The sequence below is a fragment of the Streptomyces sp. bgisy159 genome (genome assembly GCF_965341775.1).
Classification (GTDB): Bacteria; Actinomycetota; Actinomycetes; order Streptomycetales; family Streptomycetaceae; genus Streptomyces.
The window spans coordinates 1-26,179 of record NZ_CBDQZH010000034.1; the positions used below are offsets into that span (position 1 = coordinate 1).

The 26,179-nt window shown below is 72.8% G+C and carries 26 protein-coding genes; 12 read left to right on the plus strand and 14 right to left on the minus strand.

What is annotated here, in order from left to right; all coding sequences use genetic code 11:
* Positions 1-214: 214 nt before the first annotated feature.
* Together ACSLTV_RS26595 and ACSLTV_RS26600 are read right to left on the minus strand one after the other, a co-directional pair.
* Complete coding sequence (locus tag ACSLTV_RS26595; RefSeq protein ID WP_435613016.1) at positions 215-1,684, minus strand: DUF3152 domain-containing protein; 1,470 nt, start codon at positions 1,682-1,684, stop codon at positions 215-217.
* An 8-nt stretch (positions 1,685-1,692) separates the two neighbouring features.
* A complete protein-coding gene (locus ACSLTV_RS26600; RefSeq protein WP_432140096.1) occupies positions 1,693-2,658 on the minus strand; it encodes an alpha/beta fold hydrolase in 966 nt (321 codons plus the stop codon).
* Between the two features lie 166 nt (positions 2,659-2,824).
* Here ACSLTV_RS26600 and ACSLTV_RS26605 point away from each other — a divergent pair, with 166 nt between their 5' ends.
* The 4 genes from ACSLTV_RS26605 (at position 2,825) to ACSLTV_RS26620 (ending at position 5,010) form a co-directional block, all read left to right on the plus strand.
* Entirely contained in the window at positions 2,825-3,049 is a 225-nt protein-coding gene (locus tag ACSLTV_RS26605) for a hypothetical protein (protein ID WP_432140099.1), read from the plus strand.
* Between the two features lie 220 nt (positions 3,050-3,269).
* Positions 3,270-3,911, plus strand: coding sequence for a TetR/AcrR family transcriptional regulator (locus ACSLTV_RS26610; protein ID WP_432140095.1), 642 nt, complete (start codon positions 3,270-3,272; stop codon positions 3,909-3,911).
* A 284-nt stretch (positions 3,912-4,195) separates the two neighbouring features.
* Positions 4,196-4,423: a DUF3107 domain-containing protein gene (locus ACSLTV_RS26615; protein WP_432140094.1), complete on the plus strand. Its 228-nt coding sequence runs from the start codon at positions 4,196-4,198 to the stop codon at positions 4,421-4,423.
* 317 nt (positions 4,424-4,740) lie between these two features.
* A complete protein-coding gene (locus tag ACSLTV_RS26620) occupies positions 4,741-5,010 on the plus strand; it encodes a hypothetical protein (RefSeq protein ID WP_432140093.1) in 270 nt (89 codons plus the stop codon).
* A gap of 88 nt (positions 5,011-5,098) precedes the next feature.
* On the opposite strand, the gene ACSLTV_RS26625 is transcribed toward ACSLTV_RS26620, so the two are convergent.
* A complete protein-coding gene (locus ACSLTV_RS26625; protein WP_432140098.1) occupies positions 5,099-5,854 on the minus strand; it encodes a ferritin-like fold-containing protein in 756 nt (251 codons plus the stop codon).
* A gap of 582 nt (positions 5,855-6,436) precedes the next feature.
* Here ACSLTV_RS26625 and ACSLTV_RS26630 point away from each other — a divergent pair.
* Positions 6,437-8,542: a DEAD/DEAH box helicase gene (locus tag ACSLTV_RS26630; RefSeq protein ID WP_435613017.1), complete on the plus strand. Its 2,106-nt coding sequence runs from the start codon at positions 6,437-6,439 to the stop codon at positions 8,540-8,542.
* Between the two features lie 140 nt (positions 8,543-8,682).
* Positions 8,683-9,558 carry an alpha/beta fold hydrolase gene (locus ACSLTV_RS26635; RefSeq protein ID WP_432138743.1) on the plus strand — a complete coding sequence of 292 codons (876 nt, stop codon included), beginning with the start codon at positions 8,683-8,685 and terminating at the stop codon, positions 9,556-9,558.
* A 49-nt stretch (positions 9,559-9,607) separates the two neighbouring features.
* On the opposite strand, the gene ACSLTV_RS26640 is transcribed toward ACSLTV_RS26635, so the two are convergent.
* On the minus strand, positions 9,608-10,501 hold the full coding sequence (locus ACSLTV_RS26640; protein ID WP_432138742.1) for an NYN domain-containing protein: 894 nt from the start codon (positions 10,499-10,501) through the stop codon (positions 9,608-9,610).
* 188 nt (positions 10,502-10,689) lie between these two features.
* On the opposite strand from ACSLTV_RS26640, the gene ACSLTV_RS26645 reads away from it, so the two are divergent.
* Positions 10,690-10,842, plus strand: a complete 153-nt coding sequence (locus tag ACSLTV_RS26645) for a hypothetical protein (RefSeq protein WP_432138741.1) — start codon at positions 10,690-10,692, stop codon at positions 10,840-10,842.
* Positions 10,843-10,949: 107 nt separating this feature from the next.
* Here ACSLTV_RS26645 and ACSLTV_RS26650 read toward each other — a convergent pair whose 3' ends face one another.
* The 4 genes from ACSLTV_RS26650 to ACSLTV_RS26665 form a co-directional block, all read right to left on the minus strand.
* Complete coding sequence (locus tag ACSLTV_RS26650; RefSeq protein WP_432138740.1) at positions 10,950-11,555, minus strand: MarC family protein; 606 nt, start codon at positions 11,553-11,555, stop codon at positions 10,950-10,952.
* Positions 11,556-11,612: 57 nt separating this feature from the next.
* Positions 11,613-12,470 (minus strand): PHP domain-containing protein, encoded by an 858-nt coding sequence (locus ACSLTV_RS26655; RefSeq protein WP_435613018.1) that lies wholly within the window; start codon positions 12,468-12,470, stop codon positions 11,613-11,615.
* A gap of 364 nt (positions 12,471-12,834) precedes the next feature.
* Entirely contained in the window at positions 12,835-13,476 is a 642-nt protein-coding gene (locus tag ACSLTV_RS26660) for a DUF6758 family protein (RefSeq protein ID WP_432138738.1), read from the minus strand.
* Positions 13,477-13,670: 194 nt separating this feature from the next.
* On the minus strand, positions 13,671-14,255 hold the full coding sequence (locus tag ACSLTV_RS26665; RefSeq protein WP_432138737.1) for a suppressor of fused domain protein: 585 nt from the start codon (positions 14,253-14,255) through the stop codon (positions 13,671-13,673).
* Between the two features lie 450 nt (positions 14,256-14,705).
* On the opposite strand from ACSLTV_RS26665, the gene ACSLTV_RS26670 reads away from it, so the two are divergent.
* Positions 14,706-15,839 carry a magnesium and cobalt transport protein CorA gene (locus ACSLTV_RS26670; RefSeq protein WP_432138736.1) on the plus strand — a complete coding sequence of 378 codons (1,134 nt, stop codon included), beginning with the start codon at positions 14,706-14,708 and terminating at the stop codon, positions 15,837-15,839.
* A 35-nt stretch (positions 15,840-15,874) separates the two neighbouring features.
* Entirely contained in the window at positions 15,875-16,390 is a 516-nt protein-coding gene (locus ACSLTV_RS26675) for a hypothetical protein (RefSeq protein WP_432138735.1), read from the plus strand.
* 6 nt (positions 16,391-16,396) lie between these two features.
* Here the strand turns inward: ACSLTV_RS26675 and ACSLTV_RS26680 are convergent, their stop codons facing one another.
* Positions 16,397-17,164: a hypothetical protein gene (locus ACSLTV_RS26680; protein WP_432138734.1), complete on the minus strand. Its 768-nt coding sequence runs from the start codon at positions 17,162-17,164 to the stop codon at positions 16,397-16,399.
* 231 nt (positions 17,165-17,395) lie between these two features.
* Between ACSLTV_RS26680 and ACSLTV_RS26685 the strand changes: the two genes are divergently transcribed.
* The 3 genes from ACSLTV_RS26685 to ACSLTV_RS26695 are packed head-to-tail and all read left to right on the plus strand — an operon-like array spanning position 17,396 to position 20,466.
* Positions 17,396-18,688 (plus strand): magnesium transporter MgtE N-terminal domain-containing protein, encoded by a 1,293-nt coding sequence (locus ACSLTV_RS26685; protein WP_432138733.1) that lies wholly within the window; start codon positions 17,396-17,398, stop codon positions 18,686-18,688.
* The gene (locus ACSLTV_RS26690; protein WP_432138732.1) at positions 18,678-19,289 is read left to right on the plus strand and encodes a DUF1003 domain-containing protein; all 612 of its coding nucleotides are present in this window, start codon (positions 18,678-18,680) and stop codon (positions 19,287-19,289) included. The genes ACSLTV_RS26685 and ACSLTV_RS26690 overlap by 11 nt, the downstream gene beginning before the upstream one ends.
* 43 nt (positions 19,290-19,332) lie before the next feature.
* A complete protein-coding gene (locus tag ACSLTV_RS26695) occupies positions 19,333-20,466 on the plus strand; it encodes an Mrp/NBP35 family ATP-binding protein (protein WP_432138731.1) in 1,134 nt (377 codons plus the stop codon).
* 102 nt (positions 20,467-20,568) lie between these two features.
* Here the strand turns inward: ACSLTV_RS26695 and ACSLTV_RS26700 are convergent, their stop codons facing one another.
* The 5 genes from ACSLTV_RS26700 to sigE all read right to left on the minus strand — a co-directional run bounded on the left by ACSLTV_RS26700 (position 20,569) and on the right by sigE (position 26,148).
* A complete protein-coding gene (locus tag ACSLTV_RS26700; protein ID WP_432157675.1) occupies positions 20,569-21,228 on the minus strand; it encodes a hypothetical protein in 660 nt (219 codons plus the stop codon).
* Positions 21,229-21,398: 170 nt separating this feature from the next.
* Positions 21,399-21,851, minus strand: a complete 453-nt coding sequence (locus ACSLTV_RS26705; protein ID WP_432138729.1) for a sec-independent translocase — start codon at positions 21,849-21,851, stop codon at positions 21,399-21,401.
* A gap of 190 nt (positions 21,852-22,041) precedes the next feature.
* On the minus strand, positions 22,042-23,745 hold the full coding sequence (locus ACSLTV_RS26710; RefSeq protein ID WP_435613030.1) for a S1C family serine protease: 1,704 nt from the start codon (positions 23,743-23,745) through the stop codon (positions 22,042-22,044).
* A 703-nt stretch (positions 23,746-24,448) separates the two neighbouring features.
* A complete protein-coding gene (locus tag ACSLTV_RS26715; RefSeq protein WP_432138728.1) occupies positions 24,449-25,441 on the minus strand; it encodes an anti-sigma factor family protein in 993 nt (330 codons plus the stop codon).
* Positions 25,438-26,148 (minus strand): RNA polymerase sigma factor SigE, encoded by a 711-nt coding sequence (gene sigE, locus ACSLTV_RS26720; protein ID WP_432138727.1) that lies wholly within the window; start codon positions 26,146-26,148, stop codon positions 25,438-25,440. Before sigE ends, ACSLTV_RS26715 begins: the two co-directional genes overlap by 4 nt.
* Between the last annotated feature and the right edge of the window lie 31 nt (positions 26,149-26,179).

A 26,179-nucleotide genomic window follows, 5' to 3' on the forward strand; every position in this document is an offset into this window, starting at 1 on the left:
CCCCCCCCCCCCCCCCCCCCCCCCCCCCCCCCCCCCCCCCCCCCCCCCCCCCCACCGGAAGGGGTGAACGGCCGTAACTTTCGGGTGCGGGTCGCGTTCTGTCGCGCTAGGACATGGTCCGTACACGAAACGTGACGGCTCTCACACGTTGGGCGGGCGCCCGGTCGGCCCCCGCTCAGCCGCCACCGCTAAGCCGCAGCCGCTCAGCCGGCGATCATCCGCCACCGGGGTAGGGCCACGGGTTGGGCAGGCAGTGGATGCCGTCGTGGTCGAGGAACTTGGTCTGCTGCTGCATGACCGGAGCCAACTCGCCGTTCTTGTCGCAGTTCACATGGCCGTAGCCGAGCCGGTGGCCGATCTCGTGGTTGATGAGCATCTCGCGGTAGCCGCGGATGTCGTCCCCGTACGTCTCGGATCCCTGGGCCCACCGGTAGGCGTTGATCATCACGCGGTCGGTGGCGGCCGAGTCGCAGGAGACGTTGTCCTCGGTCGTGTCCAGCCCCGACTTCTCGCACCAGTCCGCAGTGGTGCCGGGGCTGGCGAGCGTGATGATGAAGTCCGGCCGGCCACTGTGGACGCGCTCGAAGGTGCGGGCGCCGTTGTGCGCCCAGCTTCGGTCGTCGTTGAGCGTCTTCTGGACGGCCTGCGCGAACAGCTCCGCGTCGAGGCCGAGCCCTTGCTCGACGTCCACCCGGTACGTGTACTTCCGGCCCTTCTCCGGCCCCTTGGCGATCCCCGGGACCGCGGCGAACTTCCCCGAGCCCTGGAGTGCGGGGTTCAGCGCGAACTTGGTGCCGAGTTTCTGCTCGTACGTCAAGGGGGTCGGGGAAGCCGGTGCCGAGGCACTGGGCCGGTCGTCGGCGCGCGAGGCCGGGTCCCGGGCGTCCCGGGCCTGCCCGGACGCGGCCTGCGCCGGCTCGTCGCCCGCCTCCGCGCCGTCCGTGACCTGTCCGGCCACGACCACGGCGAGCACGGTGGTGACGGCAGCAGCCGCGATGCCGGTGAAGGTACGGCCCCTGCCGCCGCGCGCGGAGGCCGGATCGCCGGTGGGCGGCGCGTCGTCCTCGTCGTCCGCGTCACCGGGCGAAACGGGGGGTGCGTGCCGGTCGGTGACGGAGGGGCGCGGGATCCTTCCGGTCGCGGGTCCGGCCCCCGTGCCGGGTCCGGCCCCCGTGCCGACGCCGACGGCGGCCGGATGCCGGGCGCGGAACACGTCGTCGTACTCGTCGAAGGCGTCGAGGTACTCCGGGCGCGGCCCGGACCCGTGGCCCGGCCGCTGCCGCGGTACCGCCGCCCGGGTACCGTCACCGGCCGGCGCGGCACCGTTCACCTCACCCCAGCCCCCGCCGGCCTCCCGCTGCTCGGGGTGCCCTCCCCGGACCCGGGGGACGCCGTGCGCGGGTGTGCCCTCCGGAAAGCGCGGCACTCCCTGAGCCGGGGTGCCGTCCCCGTACCAGCCCTCACCCGGGGCAAGCGAGCCGCCCTGCCCGTACCAGGCCTCGCCCTGAGCCGGCGGGCCCTGCCCGTACCAGACGTCGCCCTGGGCCTGCGCGGGGCCACCATCCCCGCGGCCGACACCGCCGTGGGCGGTGCTGCCCCCACTGTCGGCGGCCCCCGTTCCCCTCCTGTTGTCGCCCTCCGCACCGCGCTTCGGTGCGGGTCCCCGTCGGCTGTGGCGTCCCACCTGTCGCCTCAGCTCCCCTGGACGGTCGTCGTCGCGAGGAGTTCGCGGACCGCGGTCGCGACCGTGTCCGGGTACTCCATCATCGCCACGTGCCCGGCGGACGGCAGTGTCAGCAGCCGGGAGTCGCGGAAGGCGCGGGCGGCGCGCTGGGCCATGCGGAAGCCGACCAGCTGGTCGCGGCCGCCGTAGACCAGCAGGGTCGGCGCGAGGACGCGCTCGGCCTGGCGCCACAGCCCGTGCTGACCGCCGAGCGTGTACGCGTTGACGAGCCCGCGCGCGGAACGGGTCATCGCGTCCCAGAAGTACGGCAGCCGCAGCCGCCGCTCCATCTCCTCCACCGCGTGGCGGAACGCCTCCTCGGACACCCGCCCGGGCTCGCCGTAGCAGAGCCCGAGGACGCCGCGCACCCGCTGCTCGGCCGTCCACTCCCGGGTCAGCCGGCTGAACAGGGTGGCCGCACCCGGGAGGCTGAGCAGTCCCGTCGGCACGGCGCTGCGCTGGACCCGCAACTCCGGCAGGGCCGGCGAGACGAGGGTCAGGGTCCGCACGAGGTCGGGCCGTACGGCGGCCACGCGCGTCGAGACGGCCCCGCCGAGCGAGTTGCCGAGCAGGTGGACGGGGCCGCGGCCGGAGGAGTCGAGATAGCGGATCACAGCGCGCGCGTGCGCGGTGACGGAGTAGTCGCCGTCGTCCGGTGGCGGGGAGTCGCCGAAGCCGGGCAGGTCGACCGCCTCGCTCTCGACGACGCCGTCGAGCAACGCCATCAGCGCGGACCAGTTCTGCGAGGAGCCGCCGAGCCCGTGCACGTACAGCGCGGGCTCCAGGCCCTCGCGCGTCGCCGGTCTCGACCTGACCGTCAGGGTGGCCCCCGGAAGCCCCACGGACCTGAGCCGCTCACCCTCCGCGACCCGGACGGGCACCGCCTTCGGGAGCACACTGGTGGGCGGCACGGACGGCAGCTCGGTCGAAGACATGCGGCAATGTTACGAGACGATCACGTCGGGGTTCACGTGTTCGGTGTCACAGAACGTACCCGCACGACGTGGCATACGGAACCCGGTTCTCCTAGGCTCGTGTCACAGGGCACCCGCGTGTGGCCCCTGCTTGTTCACAGGGACGTCCGTAGGAAGGGAGCCCATGATGGCCGTCGACCCCACCGATCCCGAGACCTTCGAGCAGCTCGACACGGAGACGCCGGACGAGTACGACGTGGAGGCCCCGGAGAACGACGCTGCCGAGCAGCACGCCGATGTGACACCCGACCGGGACGACCCGCTGGAGGGCGTCGACCCGGCCACCGCCAACGAGGCCGATCTCGTCGAACAGGCGCGGATCGTCTCCCTGGACGAGGACGACTACCGCTGAAGACGGTTGCCCGAGCCGACGGCGCTGACCCGCAGGAGACCGGAAATCGGCTCATCATGCCCGGGCCGCCCCCGTTTGAAACGTTTTGCACGACTGTTCCGCCTGTCCGGTCCGTGAAATTCTGCGCTCGCACTGCGCACACAGCGGTTACCGAAAAGTACGATGGCGGGCGCAGCGGCACACCGCATGTGGACGACTGTGGACGACTTTGGGAGGCGGCGTGACAGCCATCGAGCAGACAGAGGCGGCACGCCCGAGGGGTACGCGCCTGCCGCGCCGTGCCCGACGGAACCAGCTCCTGGGCGCGGCCCAGGAGGTCTTCGTGGCGCAGGGCTACCACGCCGCCGCGATGGATGACATCGCCGAGCGCGCCGGTGTCAGCAAGCCGGTGCTCTACCAGCACTTCCCCGGCAAGCTCGACCTGTATCTCGCCCTGCTGGACCAGCACTGCGAGTCGCTGATCCAGTCCGTGCGCAACGCGCTCGCGTCGACGACCGACAACAAGCAGCGCGTCCGGGCGACCATGGACGCCTATTTCGCGTACGTGGAGGACGACGGCGGCGCGTTCCGCCTGGTCTTCGAGTCGGACCTGACGAACGAGCCCGCCGTGCGCGAACGCGTCGACAAGGTGACGAACGAGTGCGCCGAGGCGATCTGCGACGTCATCGCCGAGGACACCGGCCTGTCCCGCGCGGAGTCCATGCTGCTCGCCTCCGGCCTGGGCGGCCTGGCCCAGGTGGTGGCCCGCTCCTGGCTGCACAGCGACCGCAGCGTCCCGCGCGACGAGGCGGTGCAACTGCTGGCCTCGCTCGCCTGGCGCGGTATCGCCGGCTTCCCGCTGCACGGGGCCGAGCAGCACTGAGCGGTCGGGCGCTCTCGAGCGGCGTCGAGCGGTACGCGATCCGAGGAGCCGGCCTGGGCGTCCGGACGATCGGGCGGGTTCGTCCCCACCCGGGTCCGTTCCCGGCCGGTGTTCCGGCACACGGGGGTTCGCCCCGCACGCGTGTTTGCTCCCGGGTTTGTTCCCGGCCGGTGTTCGCTCCTGGCGTGGACGGCCGCGCCGTGTACGTCCCCTCACCGGGCTAATGTGTGCAGCGTACGGCGCGGACGCCCGCGCACCGCAGTGACCGTCGGAGGGACATAGCCGTGGAGGTCAAGATCGGCGTGCAGCACGCGCCCCGCGAGATCGTTCTGGAGAGCGGTCAGACTGCCGAGGAGGTCGAGCGCGTGGTGGCCGAGGCACTGGCCGGCAAGTCGCAGCTGCTCACCCTCGTGGACGAGCACGGCCGCAAGGTCCTGGTCCCGGCGGACCGCCTCGCGTACGTGGAGCTGGGCGAGCCGGCCCCGCGCAAGGTGGGCTTCGGCGCGCTGTAGCCGACAGCACGATCAGCACGACCGGAGGGGTCAGGTGACGTCGCGTCACCTGACCCCTCCGGCCTTTCGGCTCCTTCGGCCCTTCCCGGCCCGTCCAGTCCGTGCGGCCCTTCCGATCCGTCCGCGCCTCCCGTCCCACGCCCGTCCCACGCCCGTCCCACGCCCGTCACACGATCGACACGGTGTCACCACGTCACCGCCGCACCCTCACCACGGACGGAGCACATCGGGCCTCCTCGGGAGGATTGCATTTCGCAGGTCACGGGTATGACGGGCTACGACTCGACGCACAGCCCGGCCGTCTGGGAGGGACCCGCATGATCTTGGAAGCGCTAGGCTCCGCTGTGCTCGGCATCGTCCTCGCCTGGGCGGCGATCCACCGCCTGTCCCACCGGTTGCCCGCCCGCACCCTGGTCCTGGCGACCGGTGTCGCCGGAGCCCTGTTCGGCGCCTTCCTCATGGACAGCGCGCTGGAGTCGGGCAGCATCGTCCTCGTCCTGGTGGGTGCGACGGTGGTCTCGGCCGCCTCGCTCTCGCTGCTGCTGCGCCCGGCGGGGCGCCGTCTGCGCCGATCAGCGACGGCGTAGACCGCACCCTCGTCCGGAAGACAGCAGCTCCGCCGCTGTGCGGCAGCCGGCCCGCCCGTGGGGGCGCCGCGGCCTGTCGCGAAAGGCCCTAGGCCGCCAGGCCCAGCGCGGCCATCCGCTTGGTGTGCGCTTCCGTGATCCGGGAGAACATCTTGCCGACCTCGGCGAGATCGAACCCGTCGGCCACTCCGCCGACCAGCATCGTCGACAGCGCGTCCCGGTCCGCGACCACCCGCTGCGACTGCGACAGCGCCTCGCCCATCAGCCGACGCGCCCACAGCGCGAGCCGTCCGCCCACGCGCGGGTCCGCTTCGATGGCCGCCCGCACCCGCTCGACGGCGAAACCGGCGTGCCCGGTGTCGTCGAGCACGGCGAGCACCAGCGCCCGGGTGTCGGAGTCCAGCCGGACCGCGACCTCTCGGTAGAAGTCGCTGGCGATCGAGTCGCCGACATACGCCTTGACCAGGCCCTCCAGCCAGTCCGAGGGCGCCGTCTGCCGGTGGAACCCGTCCAGCGCCGCGACGAACGGCTCCATGGCCTCCGTCGGCTCCGACCCGATCTCCGTGAGCCGGTCCCGCAGCCGCTCGAAGTGGTGGAACTCGGCGGACGCCATCTTGGCCAGCTCCGCCTTGTCCGCCAGGGTCGGCGCCAGCTTGGCGTCCTCCGCGAGCCGCTCGAAGGCGGCCAGCTCGCCGTACGCGAGAGCCCCGAGCAGGTCCACCACGGCGGCACGGTACTGCGGGTCGGCGGAGGCCGCGGTCCAGTCCTGGGCGGCGATACCGGTGGCGGGGTCGGCGGGGGACTCGGCGTTCTCGGGCTTGTCAGAGGTGGTCATGCAGCGCACAATAGCCCGCTCACCGGACGGTGGAAGTCCCTGGTCAATCAGTGTGACCACGACGACGCACAGGACCGGCCGGCAGACCCGCCGCGCGACCGGGCGCGGAGCGGGACGGGAAGCCGTGCGGCGATGTGACAACCACTACGTGACCGAATCGGTCATCGCGTGTGCGCGATTCCGGGGTATGGTGGTAATGCGCCTGCTGGTACGACGGCACTTCATGTACGCGCCGTACCTCGACAGGCCGCACGTATGAGGATGCCCGGTCGGTGGCCCGATCGGCTCCGACCCGACAGCCCTCCTGGTCCGTACGGCACATCGCGTGCGGGGGCCAGAGGGAACCCTCAGCGGTGAGAGCGCTAGAGCGTCGGCAGAGGTCCCGTGTCATACGGCTTGCCCCAGTGGGTCGTCCGTAAGGCAGCCGACGTCCCCGGCACGGTCCGTCAACGACCCCCGCGCTCGCCTCGCACCGCGCCACACAGAAGAGGCAGCACCCTGACTACCACGTTCAGAGATCTCGGAATCCTCCCCGAGACCGCCGAGGCCCTCGAAGCCGTCGGCATCATCACCCCCTTCCCCATCCAGGAGATGACCCTCCCCGTCGCCCTCTCGGGCACGGACGTCATCGGCCAGGCCAAGACCGGCACCGGCAAGACCCTCGGCTTCGGTCTGCCGCTCCTGGAGCGCGTGACCGTCCCCGCCGACGTGGAGGCCGGCCGCGCCGAGCCCGAGCAGCTCACCGAGGCCCCGCAGGCGCTCGTCGTCGTCCCCACCCGCGAGCTGTGCACGCAGGTCACCAACGACCTGCTCACCGCGGGCAAGGCGCGCAATGTACGCGTCACCGCGATCTACGGCGGCCGGGCCTACGAGCCGCAGGTCGAGGCCCTGAAGAAGGGCGTCGACGTGGTCGTCGGCACCCCGGGCCGGCTCCTCGACCTGGCAGGCCAGAAGAAGCTCGACCTGAAGCACGTCAAGTGCCTCGTCCTCGACGAGGCCGACGAGATGCTGGACCTCGGCTTCCTGCCCGACGTCGAGAAGATCATCGACATGCTCCCGGCCCGGCGGCAGACCATGCTGTTCTCGGCCACCATGCCGGGCGCGGTCATCGGCCTCGCGCGCCGGTACATGTCCCAGCCCACCCACATCCGCGCCACGGCACCGGACGACGAGGGCGCGACCGTCGCGAACATCAAGCAGTTCGTGTACCGCGCGCACTCCATGGACAAGCCGGAGATGGTCGCCCGCATCCTGCAGGCCGAGGGCCGCGGACTGGCGATGATCTTCTGCCGCACCAAGCGCACGGCCGCCGACATCGCCGAGCAGCTGGAGCGCCGCGGCTTCGCCTCCGGCGCGGTCCACGGCGACCTCGGCCAGGGCGCCCGCGAGCAGGCGCTGCGGGCCTTCCGCAACGGCAAGGTGGACGTCCTCGTCTGCACCGACGTCGCCGCCCGCGGCATCGACGTCGAAGGCGTGACCCACGTCATCAACTACCAGTCCCCCGAGGACGAGAAGACCTACCTGCACCGCGTCGGCCGTACGGGCCGCGCGGGCGCGAAGGGTACGGCGATCACGTTCGTCGACTGGGACGACATCCCGCGCTGGCAGCTGATCAACAAGGCGCTGGAACTGGGCTTCAACGACCCGGTGGAGACGTACTCGACCTCCCCGCACCTCTTCGAGGAACTCGGTATCCCGGCCGGCACCAAGGGTGTCCTGCCGCGCGCCGAGCGCACTCGCGCCGGGCTGGACGCGGAGGAGCTGGAGGACCTGGGCGAGCCGGGCGGCCGGAGCCGCGGTGACCGGCGTGGCCGCGGCGGGCGGGACGAGTCCCGCACCGCCGAGCGCGAGCGCCCGGCCGCCCGTACGCCACGCCGCCGCCGTCGTACACGCGGCGGCGCCCCCCTCGACGCGACGTCGGGCTCGGCCCAGCCGGCTGCCGCCGGCCCCGCGGCCGAGCCGGCCGCGGTGACCGAGGACGCGGCCGCCCCGCGTACCCCGCGCCGCCGTCGCCGCACCCGCAACGGCGCCCCGCTCGCCGCCTCCGCCGCGACGGCGGCCACGGCGCCCGAGGGCACCGGTGTCCAGGCGTCCGCGGAGGCCGCGGTGGCGACCGCCGAGGGTCCGGCGCTGGACACCCCGGCCGTGGCCGCGCAGCCCACGGAGTCCGCCGAGGCGGTCGTGGCCCCGGCGGAGACCCCGGCGAAGTCGCGCCGCCGCACCCGCCGGAGCGCGGAGCCGACGGCGACCGCCCCTGCGGCGGAGACGGTGACGGCCCCCGAGGCGGAAGTCCCGGCCGAGGAGGCCAAGCCGCGCCGGACCCGGAAGGCCGCGGCCACCAAGGCCGCCGAAACCGCCGTCGACACAGCGGAAGGCACGGAAACCAAACCCCGCCGCACCCGCAAGACCACCGCCACCAAGACGGCCGAAACCACCGAAACCGCAGCGGACACCCCCGCCGAGCCCACCGAGGCCAAACCCCGCCGCACCCGCAAAACCGCCGCCACCAAGGCCGCCGAAACCGCCACGGAAACGGCCGAGGGCGTGGTTCCCAAGCCGCGTCGCACACGGAAGACCGCGGCTGCCGCGGAGGCTCCCGCCGAGGGCGCCCAGGGCGCCGACGCGACCGAGGCGAAGCCGAAGGCCCGGCGTACGCGCAAGGCCGTGGCGACGGTCGAGGCGCCCGCCGAAGGCTGACCGACCGGCACCGGCCGACGGCCCGGACCCGTACACCACGGGGCCGGGCCGTCGGCGTCTTCCCGAACCCGGCTCCCGGCCCGGCGCCCGGCCCGGCGCCCGGCCCGGGCGGCCCGCGGCCGAGCCGGTACCCTCCCCCCGTGACAGAACCCCCCGCCTTCCCTCCGCCCCAGGGCGCCCGCGCCTACCCCCTGCGCACCACGCGCGGTGCCTTCGCCGTCGTGGACGCGGGTACGGCGCAGCGGGGCGTGGTGATGCTGCTGCCCGGGTTCACGGGCAGCAAGGAGGACTTCCACCTGCTGCACGAGCCCCTCGCGGCGCGCGGCTACCGCACGATCGCCGTGGACGGGCGCGGGCAGAACGAGTCACCCGGGCCGGTGGACGACGAGACGCCTTACGCACAGGACGAGTTGGCGCGGGACGTGCTGGCGCAGGCTGCCGCGCTGGGCATGCCGGTGCACCTGGTCGGGCACTCCCTCGGCGGTCACATCGCCCGGGCGGCCGTCCTCCTCGACCACACCCCGTTCCGTTCGCTGACCCTCATGTCGTCGGGCCCGGCTGCGATTTCCGATGCCCAGCAGCACCGGGTGAAGCTGCTGCACGACGCGCTGGCGGTGCTGACGATGGCGGAGGTGTGGGAAGCGATCACGGCGATGGGCCCACCGGAGGAAGTCGGCGGCCCGGCCCGGGGTTTCGGCGGGCCGGGGCTGCTGCGCCGCCGCTGGCTGGCCCACAGCCCGGCACAACTCCTGGCCACGGGCCGTCAGTTGTGCCACGAGCCGGACCGGGTCGGCGCGCTGGCAGCGCTTCCGCTGCCCTTCCACGTGCTGTCGGGTTCCCGGGACGACACCTGGCCGGTGCCGCTCCTGGACGAGATGGCGGCGCGGCTCGGAGCCCACCGTACGGTCGTACCGGGCGCAGAGCACTCCCCCAACCTGGACCGCCCCCTGCCGACCGCCGCCGCCCTCGCCGGCTTCTGGGACGGGCACCGGGATCCCCGCGGGCACGGCGCCTGACAGGTGTCGGGCCGGGGTACTTCCGCGGCGGGCCCACCGGCCGGGTCCGCTAGTACTGCGTGCGCAGGTGCTCCCAGAACCCGTCCCGCAGGGCGCGCCGCAGCTCGGCCTGGCCGCGCAGCGAGTACTGCAGGATGGCCTCCGCCTCCACCAGCAGATCCTGGTCGACGGACCCCGGCAGATAGGGGTGGCCGGGCAGCAGTTCCCCGACGGAGTCGCGGCCCCGCGCCGCCAGCCACTTGGCGGCGATCTGCGCGCCCGCGAACCGTACGTCGTCCCGGGTCGGCCGGGCCCCCGAGGCCTCGTAGGCGGCCGGGGTGCGGCGGGTGACGTAGGGCTTGAAGAAGTCGAGGTCGAGGGTGCGCTGGCTGTCGACCTCCCAGAGCAGCGGCTCGGCCTGGTTGCGGCCCTCGGGGGCCTCGATGCCCCAGAGGTGCACCCGGGCTCCGTAGCCCTGGGCCGCCTCGACCGCCGAGACCAGGTCCTCGTCGCCGCCGAGGAGGGCCGCGTCGCTGATGGCGCGGTGGCGGGCGAGGGACTCCAGGTCGGTGCGGATCAGGGAGTCGACGCCCTTCTGCTGGTTGTTGGCGTTGAGGTTGCCGAGGCGCACCTTGACGTCGGGCAGCTCGGCGATGGACTGCTGCTCGGCGGTGTGGATGCGGCGGCGGGCGCCGTCGTACCAGTAGACCCGCAGCAGCCGGCTGTCGGCGAAGATCGAGCGGGCCCGGTCGATGAGCGCCTCGATCAGGCCCTCGGCGTCCAGGTCGAAGGCGCGCCGGTCCTCGGTGCCGGCGACCAGCCGTCCGGCGGCCGCGTAGAGGTATCCCGCGTCGACGAAGATCGCATGGGTCGAGGGGGTCTTGGCCACCTCGGCGAGCATGCGGGTCAGCAGTTCGTTGGTGTGGTCGATGCGGGCGGCGAGGGCCGCGAGGTCGTCGTTCATCGTCTCCATTGTCCCGGCGGTCACGCTGCGAACACAACCGATCCCGATCCGTCCCGGCGAGGCGCCCCGACGAGCCTCTTACCGGTCAGTATTTAGCCGTTCGAAAAATTTCTTTAGCGTAGGGAATGTTTGTAACACGGAGTCTGTTAACTCGGTTGTACAACGCCATCGAGACGAAGGGAGAAGCTGTGCGCTTCGAGATCATGCGACTCGACGATGTCGACGGCACGCCCGTGGACAGCACCGTCGTGGACGCCGCCTCCGTCAACGGGATCGTGCAGCAGGCCGCCGCCACCGGGCAGCGCCTCTGGATCCGCCCGGCCGCCGGCCCGGCCTCGTAACAGACGCGAACACACCCCGCAGCAGACGCGAACACGCCCCGCAGCAGCACGGAGCCCCCGTACGGCATGGATGACCGTACGGGGGCTCCGTGCCGCACGGGTGCCGGTCACGCCCCCTGGATCACCTGGGTCACCCCGTTGATGATCTGCTGAACGGCGATCGCCGAGAGCATCATGCCCGCGAGCCGCGTCACCAGCACCACACCACCGTCCTTGATGACCCGGATGATCAGCAGCGAGTACCGCATGACCAGCCACAGCACGACGTGGATCGCGAGGATCGCCGCCCACACCGACACCTGTGTGGAGACCGAGTCGGCCTTCTGGACGGCCAGGATGACCGAGACGATGGCACCGGGGCCGGCCAGCAGCGGCATGCCCAGCGGCACGAGGGCCACGTTCACGTCCTTGGTCTGCTGCGGCTCGTCGGTCTTGCCGGTGAGCAGATCCAGCGCGATGAGCAGGAGGAGCAGCCCACCGGCGATCATCAGCGCCGGCACGGACACGTGCAGGTAGTCGAGGATCTGGTGGCCGAGCAGCCCGAACACGGTGATCACACCGCCGGCCACGCACACGGCCTGCAGGGCCATCCGCCGCTGCGTCTTGCCGGGCCGCCCGGCGGTCAGCGCGAGGAAGATCGGGGTGATCCCGGGGGGATCCATGATGACAAAAAGGGTCAGAAACAGAGAGCCGAAAACGGCGACGTCGAACATGAGTGCCTTGCGGAGATATGAAACGTACGGAGGTGGGGTGAGCGCGGGGTGGAGCCCTCAGGCCCCGCCGGCCCCCGGCACCGGGAAGGCCCCGGTCGCCCGCCGCGTGATCTCGCCGTACACCTCGGGATCGGTGGTGTAGTCGCCGAGCCGGCACGTCTTGCGGCTGCCGTGGTAGTCGCTGGACCCGGTCGTCAGCAGTCCCAGTTCCTTGGCGAGACCACGCAGCCGGGCCCGGGTGTCGGGTTCGTGGTCCATGTGGTCGACCTCGATGCCGTCCAGTCCGGCGGCGGCCATCTCGGCGATCGCGGTCTCCGGCACCGTACGGCCGCGCTTGTCGGCGCCCGGGTGCGCGAACACGGTCACCCCACCCGCGGCCTTCACCAGCCGGATCGCCTCGAACGGATCCGTCTCGTGCTTCTCCACGTAGGCCCGGCCGCCGTCCGCCAGCCAGTCCGCGGTGAACGCGTCGCTCACCGTCGCCACGACGCCGAGCTCGACCAGCGCGGTCGCGACATGCGGGCGGCCGACCGATCCGTCCCCCGCGATCCGCGCGACCTGCTCCCAGGTCACGGGCACACCCAGCGCCCGCAGCTTCGCGATCATGCCCTTGGCCCGGGGCACCCGGTCGTCGCGCACCAGCTCCCGCTCCGCGAGCAGCGCGGGCTCCTCGGGGTCGAAGAGGTACGCCAGCATGTGCATGCTGATGCCGTCGATCCGGCAGGACAGCTCGGCCCCGGTCACCAGCGTCAGCCCGGCCGGCAGCGCGGCGACGGCCTCGGCGTGCCCGCGCGTGGTGTCGTGGTCGGTCAGCGCGACGACGTCCAGCCCGGCAGCGGCGGCGTTGCGCACCAGCTCGGCGGGGGAATCCGTACCGTCGGAGGCGGTGGAGTGGGTGTGCAGATCGATACGCACGACGCAACTCCAGGCGGTTCCGGACGGAAGGGGACGCTCCAGCATAACGGCAGCGCCGACGCCCTCCTGGGGCCGGGACAGCGCTCGGCACTCGTCCCTCGACCCTCGGCACCCGGCATGCCCCCCGTTCCAGGCTCCCAGCCCTCGGGCACCCGGCCTTCAAGCAGCGGCCCCTCAAGCACCCGGCCCCCAAAGACCCGCCGCCCCGGCGCCCCGCCCCCGCAGCCCTTCTCACAGCCGCGTGCTCACCGAGCCGTGCTTACCGGCTTACCCGGCCCTGCTCACCGGGCGGTGCTCACCGAGCCCCGCCCACCTCACGGACTCACAGAGCCCTTCTCGCCGAGCGGTGCCGCTCCCCCCGAGGTCACGGCTCCAACAGCCGCGGCGACAAGGCTCCGCAGGGCACCAGTTCCACCTCGGCCCCCGCCTCCCGCAGGTCCGCCAGCACCAGTTCGTCGTACATCAGCAGTCCCGACTGTTCGGGCCACACGACCGCCCAGAGCCACAGCCCCAGCGCCTCCCCCGCGAACACCGCGCGGTCGTCCGGCGAGCCGGCGACGTGCCACAGCGGGGTGGGCCGGCCGGCGGCCAGCACCTTGACCTGGGGTGGCTTCTCGACGTTCATGTACGGCCCGGGATCCGGTCCGTCGATGCCGGCGTACCGCGCGCCGAGTCCGACGCCGAGCTCCTCCGCGACCAGGATCAGCTCGCCCATCCCGCCGAGCGGCCCGGGTCCGGTGCAGGCGACGGCGCTCGCCCGGCCGCCGCTGCGGTCGTCACCGGCGCAGGCCGCACCCGTGAAGAGCCAGCCGACCGGCAGGGGCCACGGCATCCACACCGGCACCTGGGTCTTGGCGACGACGACGCTGAGCGCCTCGACACTGGGCGGGATCACGGGCTGCAGCGGATACACCGTCCCGTGCACGGCGCACTGCCAGGAGTCGGAGAAGAGACCGGGCGCCCTGACCCGGCCACCGCACTTCGGGCAACTGGGTTCGCCCCTCATAGAGCCCCACGGTCCTACCCCTGCCCCGCCACGTCAAGGACGATCACCCGTCCGGCCGGAAGCGCGGTGGTGAAGGCGTCGCGTCCGCGGGCGCGACCGGCGAGCCGCCCGCGCGGGCGGCTCGCCAACTGCCCCCTGTGAGCCACCTGTTGAGGCAGTCTCCGGTGAGCTTGCTCACGTCGGCCCTCGTCGGCTCAGGCCAGCGGGACGGACGCGCGGACCGGGTCGCGCAGGTCGGTGCCCTGGGTGAGCCACCGCTCCTGGAGAGCCTCGGCGCCGTGCACCCGCTTCCACGCGGCCTCGTTGGCGGTCATCGGCAGCAGCGGCAGGAAGCGCACCGGATCCATCGGCTCGTCGAGTTCCAGGTCCTCGACCAGACCGCCGGGCTCGGCGACCAGCACGGAGGTGAACGCGGCCCCCGGCCACAGCGGCTCCCCCACGTCGAGCGAGGCGCCGGGGGCCACCACCACACCCTCGACCTGCGGGGACGCGGCGAGGACGGCGAGCGGCCGGAGGACCTTGTCGGTGTCGGCGGGGCCGGTGCGCACGGACAGCACCAGCTCGGCGCGCGGGCCCTTGAACGGGTCGGCGACCATCGCCGTGGGGTCGTTCATCGGCTGCGCGGACATGCCGAGGGTGGCGTAGCGCACGATGTCGCCCTCGTGGAAACGGAGCACCTCGACACGGTCGGCGCCGAGGAAGGTGACCGCGGCACGCGCGTCCGGCTCGCCGAGCGCCGAGCGCAACCGGGCCTCGACCAGAGGAAGAACATCAGCCATGCGGCGAGCATAGAACTCGTCAGCACGCGGCAAAGCGGCGCCTTGACAGTTCAGTCGGCTGATACTGTTGCCCGGTGGTTCGGGGCAGCACGCATCTGCGTCGCGTATCAGCCCCGACGCCGAAGGAACTCCCTTACGAGGGACCGGCCGGAGGAGGTGGGGCTGCCATGGATCGAAGTCGACCGTGCAGTACCACTCGCTCTTCCGGCCGCTGAATCAGCTGTTCAGCTGCTCTTGCTCTGGCGTTCTGCCTCTCGCGTTCACCTTCATCCGGAAGAGCACTTCGTTTCGTCTTGCCTGATCTCAGTCAGTAGCGAAGCTCGCCACCGCGACGGTGCGGTGCTCCCCGCTTTGTGGACGTGCCAAACCTCCGGTGTCAGGACGTCCCCATTCCGGGCAGTTCCAGCCGTCGTGGCGGACTTTCTTTGCTCGTCGCGAAGGAGCCCTGCCATGTCGATGATCCGCGACCTGCGTGCCGTCGTCCGCCCGTCCCGCCCCGTCCTGCGCAAGCACCACGGGGCGGGCGGCTACGACGCTCCGTACGAGCCGGTCCGCGACGGCACGGCGTCCTCGGCCGTGGTCGACTGCGCCGTGTACCAGGACGGCGCCCGGGTGCAGACCGACACCCCGCTCACCCCGCACGAGGCGATGCGCCGGGTGCGCCGCGACGGCGGGTTCGTCTGGATCGGGCTGCACGAGCCCACCGAGGCCGAGTTCGCCGGCATCGCCGGGGAGTTCGGGCTGCACCCGCTCGCCGTGGAGGACGCCGTACAGGCCCACCAGCGGCCGAAGCTGGAGCGCTACGACGACTCCCTGTTCACCGTGTTCAAGACCGTGCACTACGTCGAGCACGACGAGCTGACCGCCAGCAGCGAGGTCCTGGAGACCGGCGAGGTCATGTGCTTCACCGGGCGGGACTTCTTCATCACCGTGCGGCACGGCGGCCAGGGCTCGCTGCGCGCCCTGCGCCACCGCCTCCAGGACGACCCCGAGCTGCTCGCCAAGGGCCCGTCGGCGGTGCTGCACGCCATCGCCGACCACGTCGTGGACGGGTACATCGCGGTCGCCGACGCACTGCAGGACGACATCGACGACGTGGAGACCGAGGTCTTCTCGCCGGGCCGCAAGGGCACCCCGCGGGGTACCGACGCGGGCCGGATCTACCAGCTCAAGCGGGAGATCCTGGAGTTCAAGCGGGCGGTGTCGCCGCTGCTGCGGCCCATGCAGCTGCTGAGCGAGCGGCCGATGCGGCTGATCGACCCCGACATCCAGAAGTACTTCCGGGACGTCGCCGACCACGTCGCGCGCGTGCACGAGCAGGTCATGGGTTTCGACGAGCTGCTGAACTCCATCCTGCAGGCCAACCTCGCGCAGGCCTCCGTCGCCCAGAACGAGGACATGCGCAAGATCACGTCGTGGGCGGCCATCATCGCCGTGCCGACCATGGTGTGCGGGGTGTACGGGATGAACTTCGAGTACATGCCGGAGCTGCGGTGGAAGTTCGGGTATCCGCTGGTCCTCGGGGTGACGGTCGTCATCTGTGTGGGCATCCACCGCACCCTGAAGCGCAACGGCTGGCTGTGAGAGCCCCGCTGGTGGCGCGGCACTAGGGTGATGCCATGACTAGCGAGCTGCTCGACCAGGCCCTCGTCGAGGAGGCCAGCAAGAAGTCCGGGCTCATCTGGGTCTCGGCGGACGGCGCCCCGGCCGCGCGTGCGCTGTGGCACGTGTGGCACGAGGGAGCGGCCTGCGTGGTGGGCGACGGGCCGGGCGAGCAGCCGCTGCCCGGGCTGGTCGACGGGGCGGCGGTCGAGGTCACCGTCCGCAGCAAGGACAAGGGCGGCCGGCTGGTCTCCTGGACCGCGCGCGCCGTCCAGCTCGCCCCGGGCGGGGAGGCGTGGGAGGCGGCGGTCGCCGAGCTCAAGGGCAAGCGTCTGAACGCGCCCGACGGTGAGGCGATGACCGAGCGCTGGGCGCGTGAGTGCCGGGTGCTGCGGCTGGAGCCGACGGGTACGACGCTGCCGCTGCCGGACGGGGACCTCGCGGCCCGTCCGGTGCCGTCCGCGGCGACGACGCGGGAACCGGCCCCCGCGGGCCTGCCCCGGCTCCTGCTGAGGAAGCGCCGCCGCCGGTAGCGGCCGTCAGGACGTCGGGAGCCGCTTGCCGTAGTCCACGGTCTCCTTCTCCGGCGGTTCCTCCAGGGCGAAGTCCTGGCCCCAGGCGGAGAAGGTGAGCGTGCCGGCGCCGCCCGCGCGGACCAGGCGCAGCGGGTACGGCCGGCCCTCAAGGGAGACGTCCAGGGTGCCACCCGAGCCGTCGCCGCCGGTGATGCGGATGGTGCGGACGCCGGCCTGCTCGTGGTGGCCGTCCGTCGACAGCTTGCCGTGCAGCGTGAGAAGGCCGTCCAGCAGGACGTTCTTGTCGGTGAGACCGCTGAACTTCTTGTACGCCGGATCGCCGGACGGCACCTTCACGTACTTGCCGCCGAGCTTGTCGGCCGCCGCCGCGTCCGAGCCGCCCTCACCGTCCTTGGCGTCGTCGCCGTCGTCGCCGTGGCTCCAGAAGTCCGCGTCGGCCTTCAGGTAGAGCTGCTCGCCGATCCGCAGCAGATGGAAGGTGGCGCCCTCCGCGGTGACCGAGCCGCTGCCGCCGTCCGCCTTCAGGCGCATGTCCAGCTCGTAGGTGCGCCCGCCGGCGGCCACCGTTCCCGCGAGGCGCACCGCGTTCACCGAGGAGGCCGCCGCCCTGGTGCGCTGCTGGATCTGCTCGGGGGGCAGCTTGCCGACCCCGTTGGTGCCCGCGTCCGGATCCTCGCTGCACCCCGTCAGCCCGAGTCCCGTCACGACCAGCGCGCACACGGCGCCCAGCAGTGCGGTCCGACGCGTACGACCCTGGGGCATCGCAGTCACGAAGAGGGCTGCCTTTCTGCGGGGGTGTCCTGAACGGCGTACGGCAGCGTACCGGGATCGGAGATCCGGAACGGAGTCAGTCCGTCCGGACCGCTCACCAGGGCGGAGCCGATACGGACGGGCTAGCCTGAAGCCCGCGGCAACGGGCATTCCGGAACAGGAACGCAGCACCGCCGAACCCGTCGGACACCGAAACGAACCCGAGAAGGACACCGAAAGGGACACTTCGCCATGGCAGCCGGCGCCCCCCGGATCTTCGTCTCGCACCTCTCCGGTGTCGCCGTCTTCGACCCCAACGGCGACCAGGTGGGCCGGGTCCGCGATCTGGTCGTCATGCTGCGCGTCGGCCGCCGACCGCCCCGTCTGCTCGGTCTGGTGGTGGAGCTCGCCACCCGCCGCCGCATCTTCCTGCCGATGACCCGGGTGACCGGCGTGCAGTCCGGCCAGGTGCTCACCACCGGGGTGCTCAACGTGCGCCGCTTCGAGCAGCGGCCCACCGAGCGCCTCGTCTTCGGCGAGCTGCTGGACCGCCGGGTCACCCTGGTCGAGACCGGCGAGGAGGTCACCGTCCTCGACTTGTCGGTGCAGCAGCTGCCGGCCCGCCGGGACTGGGAGATCGACCGGGTCTTCGTCCGCAAGGGCAAGAAGGCCGGCGCGTTCCGGCGCGCCAAGGGCGAGGCGCTGACCGTCGAGTGGACGGCCGTGACCGGGTTCTCCCTGGAGGAGCACGGGCAGGGCGCCGAGAGCCTGCTCGCCACCTTCGAGCAACTGCGCCCCGCCGACCTCGCCAACGTGCTGCACCACCTGTCGGCCAAACGCCGCGCGGAGGTCGCCGCCGCCCTCGACGACGACCGCCTCGCGGACGTGCTGGAGGAGCTCCCCGAGGACGACCAGATCGAGATCCTCGGCAAGCTGAAGGAGGAGCGCGCGGCGGACGTCCTGGAGGCGATGGACCCCGACGACGCCGCCGACCTGCTCGGCGAACTCCCCGAGCAGGACCAGGAGCGGCTGCTGAGCCTGATGCAGCCCTCCGACGCGGCCGACATGCGCCGGCTGATGTCGTACGAGGAGCACACGGCGGGCGGTCTGATGACCACCGAGCCGGTCGTGCTGCGGCCGGACGCGACCGTCGCCGACGCGCTGGCCCGGGTCCGCAACCCCGACCTGTCCCCCGCGCTCGCCGCGCAGGTGTACGTCTGCCGCCCGCCCGACGAGACGCCGACCGGCAAGTACCTCGGCACGGTGCACTTCCAGCGGCTGCTGCGCGACCCGCCGTACACGCTGGTCGGCTCGATCATCGACGACGACCTGCAGCCCCTCGACCCGGAGGCGCCGCTGTCGGTGGTCGCCGGGCTCTTCGCGACGTACGACATGGTCGCGGTGCCCGTCGTGGACGAGGCGGGGTCGCTGCTGGGCGTGGTCACCGTGGACGACGTCCTGGACCACATGCTGCCGGACGACTGGCGGGAGACGGAGTTCCACCTGGAGGTCGACGAGGCGGGGGGCGCGGCCCATGGCACCTGAACGCGACGGCATCCGCGAGGGCCGCGCGCACGCGGGCCCGGCCCGTGACCGCGCGCCCGTCGGCGCCACCGCCGCCACGCGCCCGCGCGCCCGCCTGGACCAGCCCATGCCGCCCCGGCGGCGGTTCCTGCCGGAGTACGACCCCGAGGCCTTCGGGCGGCTCTCGGAGCGCATCGCGCGCTTCATCGGGACCGGGCGGTTCCTGGTCTGGATGACGGTCGTGATCATCGTGTGGGTGCTGTGGAACATCGCCGCGCCGCACGACCTGCGCTTCGACGAGTACCCGTTCATCTTCCTGACGCTGGCCCTTTCCCTGCAGGCGTCCTACGCCGCCCCGCTGATCCTGCTCGCGCAGAACCGGCAGGACGACCGGGACCGGGTCAACCTGGAACAGGACCGGAAGCAGAACGAGCGGTCCATCGCCGACACCGAGTACCTGACCCGGGAGATCGCCTCCCTGCGGGTGGGCCTGGGTGAGGTGGCGACCCGCGACTGGATCCGCTCGGAGCTGCAGGACCTGACGAAAGAGCTGGCCCGCCACGACGGACACGCCGTATTCCCGGCAGAACGGTCGGCGGCACGTGACGCAGACGACCGCTGACGGGCTGGCCGACAGCCCCCGGGCGCGCCGTACCATCGTCCTTATGGCTACGGAAGACGCGGTGCGCGAAGCACTGGCGACGGTGAACGACCCCGAGATCAACCGCCCCATCACGGAGCTGGGGATGGTCAAGTCCGTGGAGATCGGCGCGGACGGAGCGGTCGCGGTCACCGTCTACCTCACGGTGTCCGGCTGCCCGATGCGCGACACCATCACGCAGCGCGTCACGGAGGCGGTCTCCCGGGTCGAGGGCGTCACCCGGGTCGACGTGACGCTGGACGTCATGAGCGACGAGCAGCGCCGTGAGCTGGCGGCGGCCCTGCGCGGCGGCCAGGCCGAGCGCGAAGTCCCCTTCGCCAAGCCGGGCTCGCTCACCCGCGTGTACGCGGTCGCCTCCGGCAAGGGCGGCGTCGGCAAGTCCTCGGTCACGGTGAACCTGGCGGCGGCGATGGCGGCCGACGGTCTGAAGGTGGGCGTCGTCGACGCCGACATCTACGGCCACAGCGTGCCGCGCATGCTGGGCGCGGACGGCCGGCCCACCCAGGTCGAGAACATGATCATGCCGCCGTCCGCCAACGGGGTGAAGGTCATCTCCATCGGCATGTTCACCCCGGGCAACGCGCCGGTGGTCTGGCGCGGCCCGATGCTGCACCGGGCGCTCCAGCAGTTCCTGGCGGACGTCTACTGGGGCGACCTGGACGTCCTGCTCCTGGACCTGCCGCCGGGCACCGGTGACATCGCCATCTCGGTGGCCCAGCTGGTTCCGAACGCCGAGATCCTGGTCGTCACCACGCCGCAGCAGGCGGCGGCCGAGGTCGCCGAGCGCGCGGGTTCCATCGCGGTCCAGACCCATCAGAAGATCGTCGGCGTGGTGGAGAACATGTCGGGCCTGCCCTGTCCGCACTGCGACGAGATGGTCGACGTCTTCGGCACGGGCGGCGGCCAGGTGGTCGCCGACGGCCTCACCCGGACGACGGGCACCAACGTCCCGGTCCTCGGCAGCATCCCGATCGACGTCCGTCTGCGCGAGGGCGGCGACGACGGCCGGCCGGTCGTCCTGACCGACCCGGACAGCCCGGCCGGCGCGGCGCTGCGCGCCATCGCGGGCAAGCTCGGCGGCCGGCAGCGGGGGCTGTCGGGGCTCTCCCTGGGGATCACCCCGAAGAACAAGTTCTGAGCCGCGGTCAGGGGGCGAGGGGCGCCGGGTGGCGCCCCTTTTCCGCTGCCCGCGCGTCTCCGTCTCTGCCCCGCGCGGGTCCTCCTGGCTGCGCGCTCCTGCTCACGCGTACGCGCCGATGTCCTTGATCATGGCGAAGCCGAGCCCGTAGGCGCTCATGCCCCGGCCGTAGGCGCCCAGGTGCACGCCCTGCTCGGTGGAGCCGGCGAGGACCCACCCGAACTCGGACTCGCGGTAGTGGAAGGGTGTCGGCACGCCGTCCACCGGCAGGGAGAGCGTGGACCACTCGGAGCCGGAGAGGTCGTCGGCCAGCGCCCACGCGGTCTCCGTCTGCTGCTCCAGCCAGTCGTCCCGCAGGCTGTGGTCCATCTGCCCCGGCCAGGTGAAGGACAGCAGCCCGACACCCGCCAGCCAGGCCGCCGAGGAGACCGACGTGGCCTCCAGCAGCCCCGTGCCGTCGGCGCTGCGCCGGGAGGGGTTCGCGGCGACGGTCACCACGACCGCGAACTTCCCGCGCTCCTCGCCGGCCGTCTCATGCCGTACGGACGGCTCGTCGCCGTGTCCCACCGACCCGTGCTCGACGGACCCGTCGGCCGCCGTCCCGACCTGCATCAGCCAGCGCGGCCCCGTGAAGGCCTCGTCGAGGCCGTACCAGGGGAACGGCGCCTCCAGGTAGCCGTCGGCGGTGCGCCGGGCGGAGGGAACCTGCTGTTCGTCCTCCGCGGCCGGCGTCTGCGCGACTGCCTGACTCGTCGTCTCCATGTACCCGGACGCCTCCTCGCTCTCGCCGGACCGGTCCGGCCCGCCCCCCTTCGGGCGGCCACGCCTCACGGCGTTCGATCCGCACAACAACTTGGCAGCATAGCCACCCATCTCCGGGCAGCCGGGAACGCGCCCGGCGCGCGGGGCGCGCGGGCGCCGTGTTCAGGCCGTCAGGTGGCGTCCGCGTCGAAGGGCGGCCGGGTGTCCGCGCCCGGCTCCTCGGGCTTCTTGGTCATGTCGACCCGCCCGGAGGGCGACGAGGACGACGAGGACGCGGCGGACGGCGTCGAGGCGTCCGACCCGCGGCTGTGGACGGCCTCGGTGACCTCGGCCATCTCCTTCTTCAGGTCGAAGCCGTTGCGGATCTCCTTCAGCCCCATGTCCTCGTTCTCCAGCTGCTTGCGGATGAACGTCTTGGGGTTGAGGTCCTCGAACTCGAAGTCCTTGAAGTCCGGGCCGAGTTCGCTGCGGATGTCGTGTTTGGCGCTGTCGGAGAACTCACGGATCTTCCGGATCGTGCGCGCCACGTCCTGGATGACCTTCGGGAGCTTGTCCGGACCGAAGACGAGCACGGCCAGGACGATGATCGTCACCAGCTCAAGCGCACCTATGTCATTGAACACCTGAAGCTCCTTGCGATGTCCGGGCCGGGTCCACGGTACCTGTCGGGGCTGGGCGACCGGTACCGTCCCGCGCGGTCGGAGTGCGGCGTCACGGCCTGTTTTCCGCGTTGTTTGCCTAGTGCCACGGTGTTGCGCGGTGTCTTCTGTGAGGTTGCTGTCACTTTGCCCCGTCCGGCCGGGTCCGGGCCGCTCAGTCCGAGGAGGAGCCGAGGACGAGGGAGAGCGTGCGGCGCGCTCCGTCGCGTTCGACGGTGAGCTCCAGGCGGTCGCCGGGGCGGTGGGCACGGGTCTTGATGATCAGCTCCTCGCCCGAGTGGACGGGCTGGCCGTCGACCTCGACGATGACGTCACCCGCCTCGATCCCGGCCCGGTCGCCCGGCCCTCCCACGACGACCGGGGCGCTGCCGTCGCCGTTCTTCGTGCCGACGCGGGCGCCGTCGCCGCCGTAGTCCATGTCGAGGGTGATGCCGATGACCGGGTGGGTCGCCCGGCCGGTGTTGATCAGTTCCTCGGCGACGCGCTTGCCCTGGTTGACGGGGATGGCGAAGCCCAGGCCGATGGAGCCGGCCTGGCCGCCGCCGGGCTCGGAGCCGCCGCCGGCGGACCGGATCGCGGAGTTGATGCCGATGACCCGGCCCCGGATGTCGAGCAGCGGGCCGCCGGAGTTGCCCGGGTTGATCGGCGCGTCGGTCTGCAGCGCGTCCACGTACGACACGTCACTGGCGTCGCCGCTCTCGCCGCCGGCGGTGATGGGACGCTCCTTGGCGCTGATGATGCCGGAGGTGACCGTGCCCGCGAGGTCGAAGGGGGCGCCGATGGCGACGACCGGGTCGCCGACCTGGACGCTGTCCGAGTTGCCGAGGGGCAGCGGCTTGAGGCCGGTCACGCCCTTCACCTTGACGACGGCCAGGTCGTAGCCGGCGTCGCGGCCGACGATCTCCGCCTCGGCGGTCTCACCGCCGTAGAACACGACGGTTATCCGGCCGCCGCCGCCGGCCGCTTCGACGACGTGGTTGTTGGTCAGGATGTGGCCGCGGCTGTCCAGCACGAAGCCGGTGCCGGTACCGGACTCGTCGCCGCCGACGACGTGCAGGGTCACCACGCCGGGCAGGGCCCGGGCGGCGATCCCGGCCACGCTGTCCGCCGGCCGCTCCGGGGCCTCCACCCCGGACTGCGGCAGCTCGACGGACCCGAGACCGCCGTTGCGCTCCAGGTAGGTCCCCGCGATGCCGCCCACGCCTCCCGACAGGAGCGCGAGGGCCAGCGCCGCCCCGAGCAGCCTCTTGCGCGCCCGCTTGCGCTGCTGAGCCTCGGTGAGCACCCCGGCGCCGGTCTGCTGCAGCGGTGCGGTCGGGGCGGGGGCGGCGGCCCAGGGGTCGTAGCCCTGCCAGGGATCGGGTGGCGATCCGGCCGACCCGGCTGGCCCGGGGGACGGCGCGCCGGCGGCCGATGTCGGCGCCGGGGCGGGTGCCGGGCCGGGGTCCGGTCCGGGAGCGGGGTCCGGTCCACCGGGAGCGGGGGCCCGTCCGGGGGATGGTACGGGGGCTGGGGGCGGGTCGGCGGCAGGAGAGGGGCCGGGGGCCGAGTCCGAGGCCGGTGGCGACGCCGGGGCCGGCGGGAATGCCGGGGCCGGGTGGGACGCCGAGGCGGAGGCCGGGTGTGATGCCGAGGCGGGAGCTGACGCCGGGGCCGGTCCGGGTGCCTGCGCCGGTACCGGTACGTCGCCGAAGGGGGCGGCCGTGGAACACCCGGCCTGATCGGCGCCGGGCTCGGTTCCGGCGCCGGTGAGGTGGCCGACCCGGCCCGACACCGCCGGATGCTGTACCGGCGGGGCGGGCGCCCAGGGCCCGGGCTCCCCGTACGGGGGCGTGCTGTAGGGGTCGGGGTCGTGCAGCGGCTGCGGCCGCTCCGGCGCACTCGCGGAGTGCTCCCCGGGGTGCCCCACGTCCCCGGAGAAGCCGCCGGTCGCCCCGGAGGGCCCGGCCGGGCTGCCCGGAGAAGCGTCGTCCGCCGTCACAGACCGGCCGGAGGGTTCCGGGGCGCCGACGCTCCCGGGGATGCCGACCACCCCGGAGGATCCGGCGGCGCTGTCCGGAGGGGCGCCCGAGGGCCCGGACTGCTCGGAGTACTCGGAGTACTCGGAGTACTCGGAGTACTCGGCCAGAGTCGCGGAACGGTCGACGGAGGCGCCGCCTCCGGAGGGTCCGGCTGGTGAGGGCTCGATTGAGGGACCGGTTGAGGGACCGTCGAAGTCGCCGGCGGGCGCGACGCGGTCGGTGGCGGGCCCGGGCTCGTCACAACCGGCGGCGGCTTCCGGCTCGTCGACGGCGGGCGGGGCCGACGGGCGGCTCAGTTCGTAGTCGCCGTCGGGCGTCGGCCGGGTGGGGTGGGCCAGCCGGAAGTCACCGTCGGCGTCCTCGGCCGGCGCGCCCGGCGCCTCCTGCGCCCGCGGCCGGCTCCACCACTTCCCCTTCGTGGGCTTGCCCTCGTCCATGCTCTCCCCGCACGCCTGAGCGCCCGGCCGGATGGCATAGGGGCGCGGTCCGGTCTGGATTCAATCAGGTTCCGGGCCGCGGGCGCACCGCGCGGCGGCTGGGTCAGCGCTCCCGCTGGCCGGAGTGACCTGGGGTGACGGCGGAAGAGGGGGTCGGCTCGGGGGCGCCGGTCCCCAGGGCGAGCAGGCCGGGTGGGCTGAACTCCGGGGCGGTGGTCAGGGACGTCAGGGAGATGGGTGGGACGTCGAGCGGACGTATCAGCGGTGACCTCGCCGCCGCTCCCGCGACCACGGGGGTCATGCCCTGGCGCCCGGCGGCCGGGGTCGGCAGACCGGGCAGCAGCGGCGCGGACACCTCGGTGGGCGCCGCGGGGTGGTCGCCGAGCCCGCCCTGTCGGCCGCTCTGCGTGAACAGCGGAGCGGAGCCCCGCCGCCGCGAGGTCTCGGGTGTGGTCGCCGATCCGGTGCCGGATGTGCGCGCCGGGGTGACGTTACTGCCGTTGCCGGAGCCGCCGCGGGCGTCCGCGGTGGGGTCGACGGGGACGCTGCCGGTCATGCCGCCCAGCGCGATCGCGGCCAGCGAGACAGCGCCGGCGGCGGCGAAGGCGAACCGCAGCCCCCGGGAGCGCTCGGCGTCGCCGCGGCCCACCGGGTGGATACGGAAGCCGCGGTCGTCGGCACCCGGCGCGAGGGCGGGGTTGCGTACGGCCGGGCCGGTGGCGAGGGCGGTGGCGGGGCCGCGGGTGGGGTCGTAGGAGAGGGCGAAGGGCTCGGGTCTCCTCATCCGGAAGGCGGCGAGTCCGCCCCCGCCGAGCGGCGTGCCACCGCCGTCCTCCGGGTCACCCCCTCCGGGGAGCCCCTGGAGACGGGCCAGGAAACTTTCGGAGGGCGCCGGTGGAGCCACGGCGGCGAACACGTCCTTCAGCCGGCGCTGGGCGTCCACCTCCGCCTTGCACTTCGGGCAGGTGGCGACATGGGCGAGGACGCGCTCACGCGTGTCATGACCGAGCTCTCCGTCCACCAGGGCGGAGAGTCGGTCTCCGAGATGCTGCTCTGCGAGGTGTCCCTCGACAGGGTTCGGCCGTGATCCACTCACGCGGTCGCGCCCCCTCCCCTCAGCACGGGAACGCGGGGCACGAGCGAGCGGCGCTCGGCGCGTGCCTCCGGCGACCGGTGTGCGAGGGCCTTGCGCAGCTGGGAGCGGCCGCGGTGGATCCGGGAGCGGACGGTGCCGAGCTTGACGCCGAGGGTCGCGGCGATCTCCTCGTAGGAGAGCCCTTCGATGTCGCACAGCACGACCGCGGCGCGGAACTCCGGCGCGAGGGTGTCCAGGGCCTGCTGGACGTCCGCGTCGAAGTGGGCGTCGTTGAGGATCTGCTGCGGGGTGGGTTCCTTGCTGGCGAGACGCTCGGCGGCGTCGTCGCCGAGGGTGTCGAAGCGGATGCGCTGCTTGCGGCGGACCATGTCCAGGAAGAGGTTGGTCGTGATGCGGTGCAGCCAGCCTTCGAAGGTGCCCGGGGTGTAGGTCGACAGCGAGCGGAAGACACGGACGAAGACCTCCTGAGTGAGGTCCTCGGCGTCGTGCTGGTTGCCGGTGAGGCGGTAGGCGAGGCGGTAGACGCGTCCGCTGTGCGTGCTGACGATCTCCTCCCAGGTGGGCGGAGTCCACGCCTGCCCGTCCGCGTCGGTGGCGAAGGTCGCGGTCTGGGCTCGGCCGGCCGTGGGGCCGGCGGCGGGGTGGTCAGCAGCGGTGTCGGTCACGGATTTCGGCTTGCCCGCCGATCCGAGAAGGCGCCGCAGCACTCTTCCCCGATCTCCAGGCGCAGCCGCACCT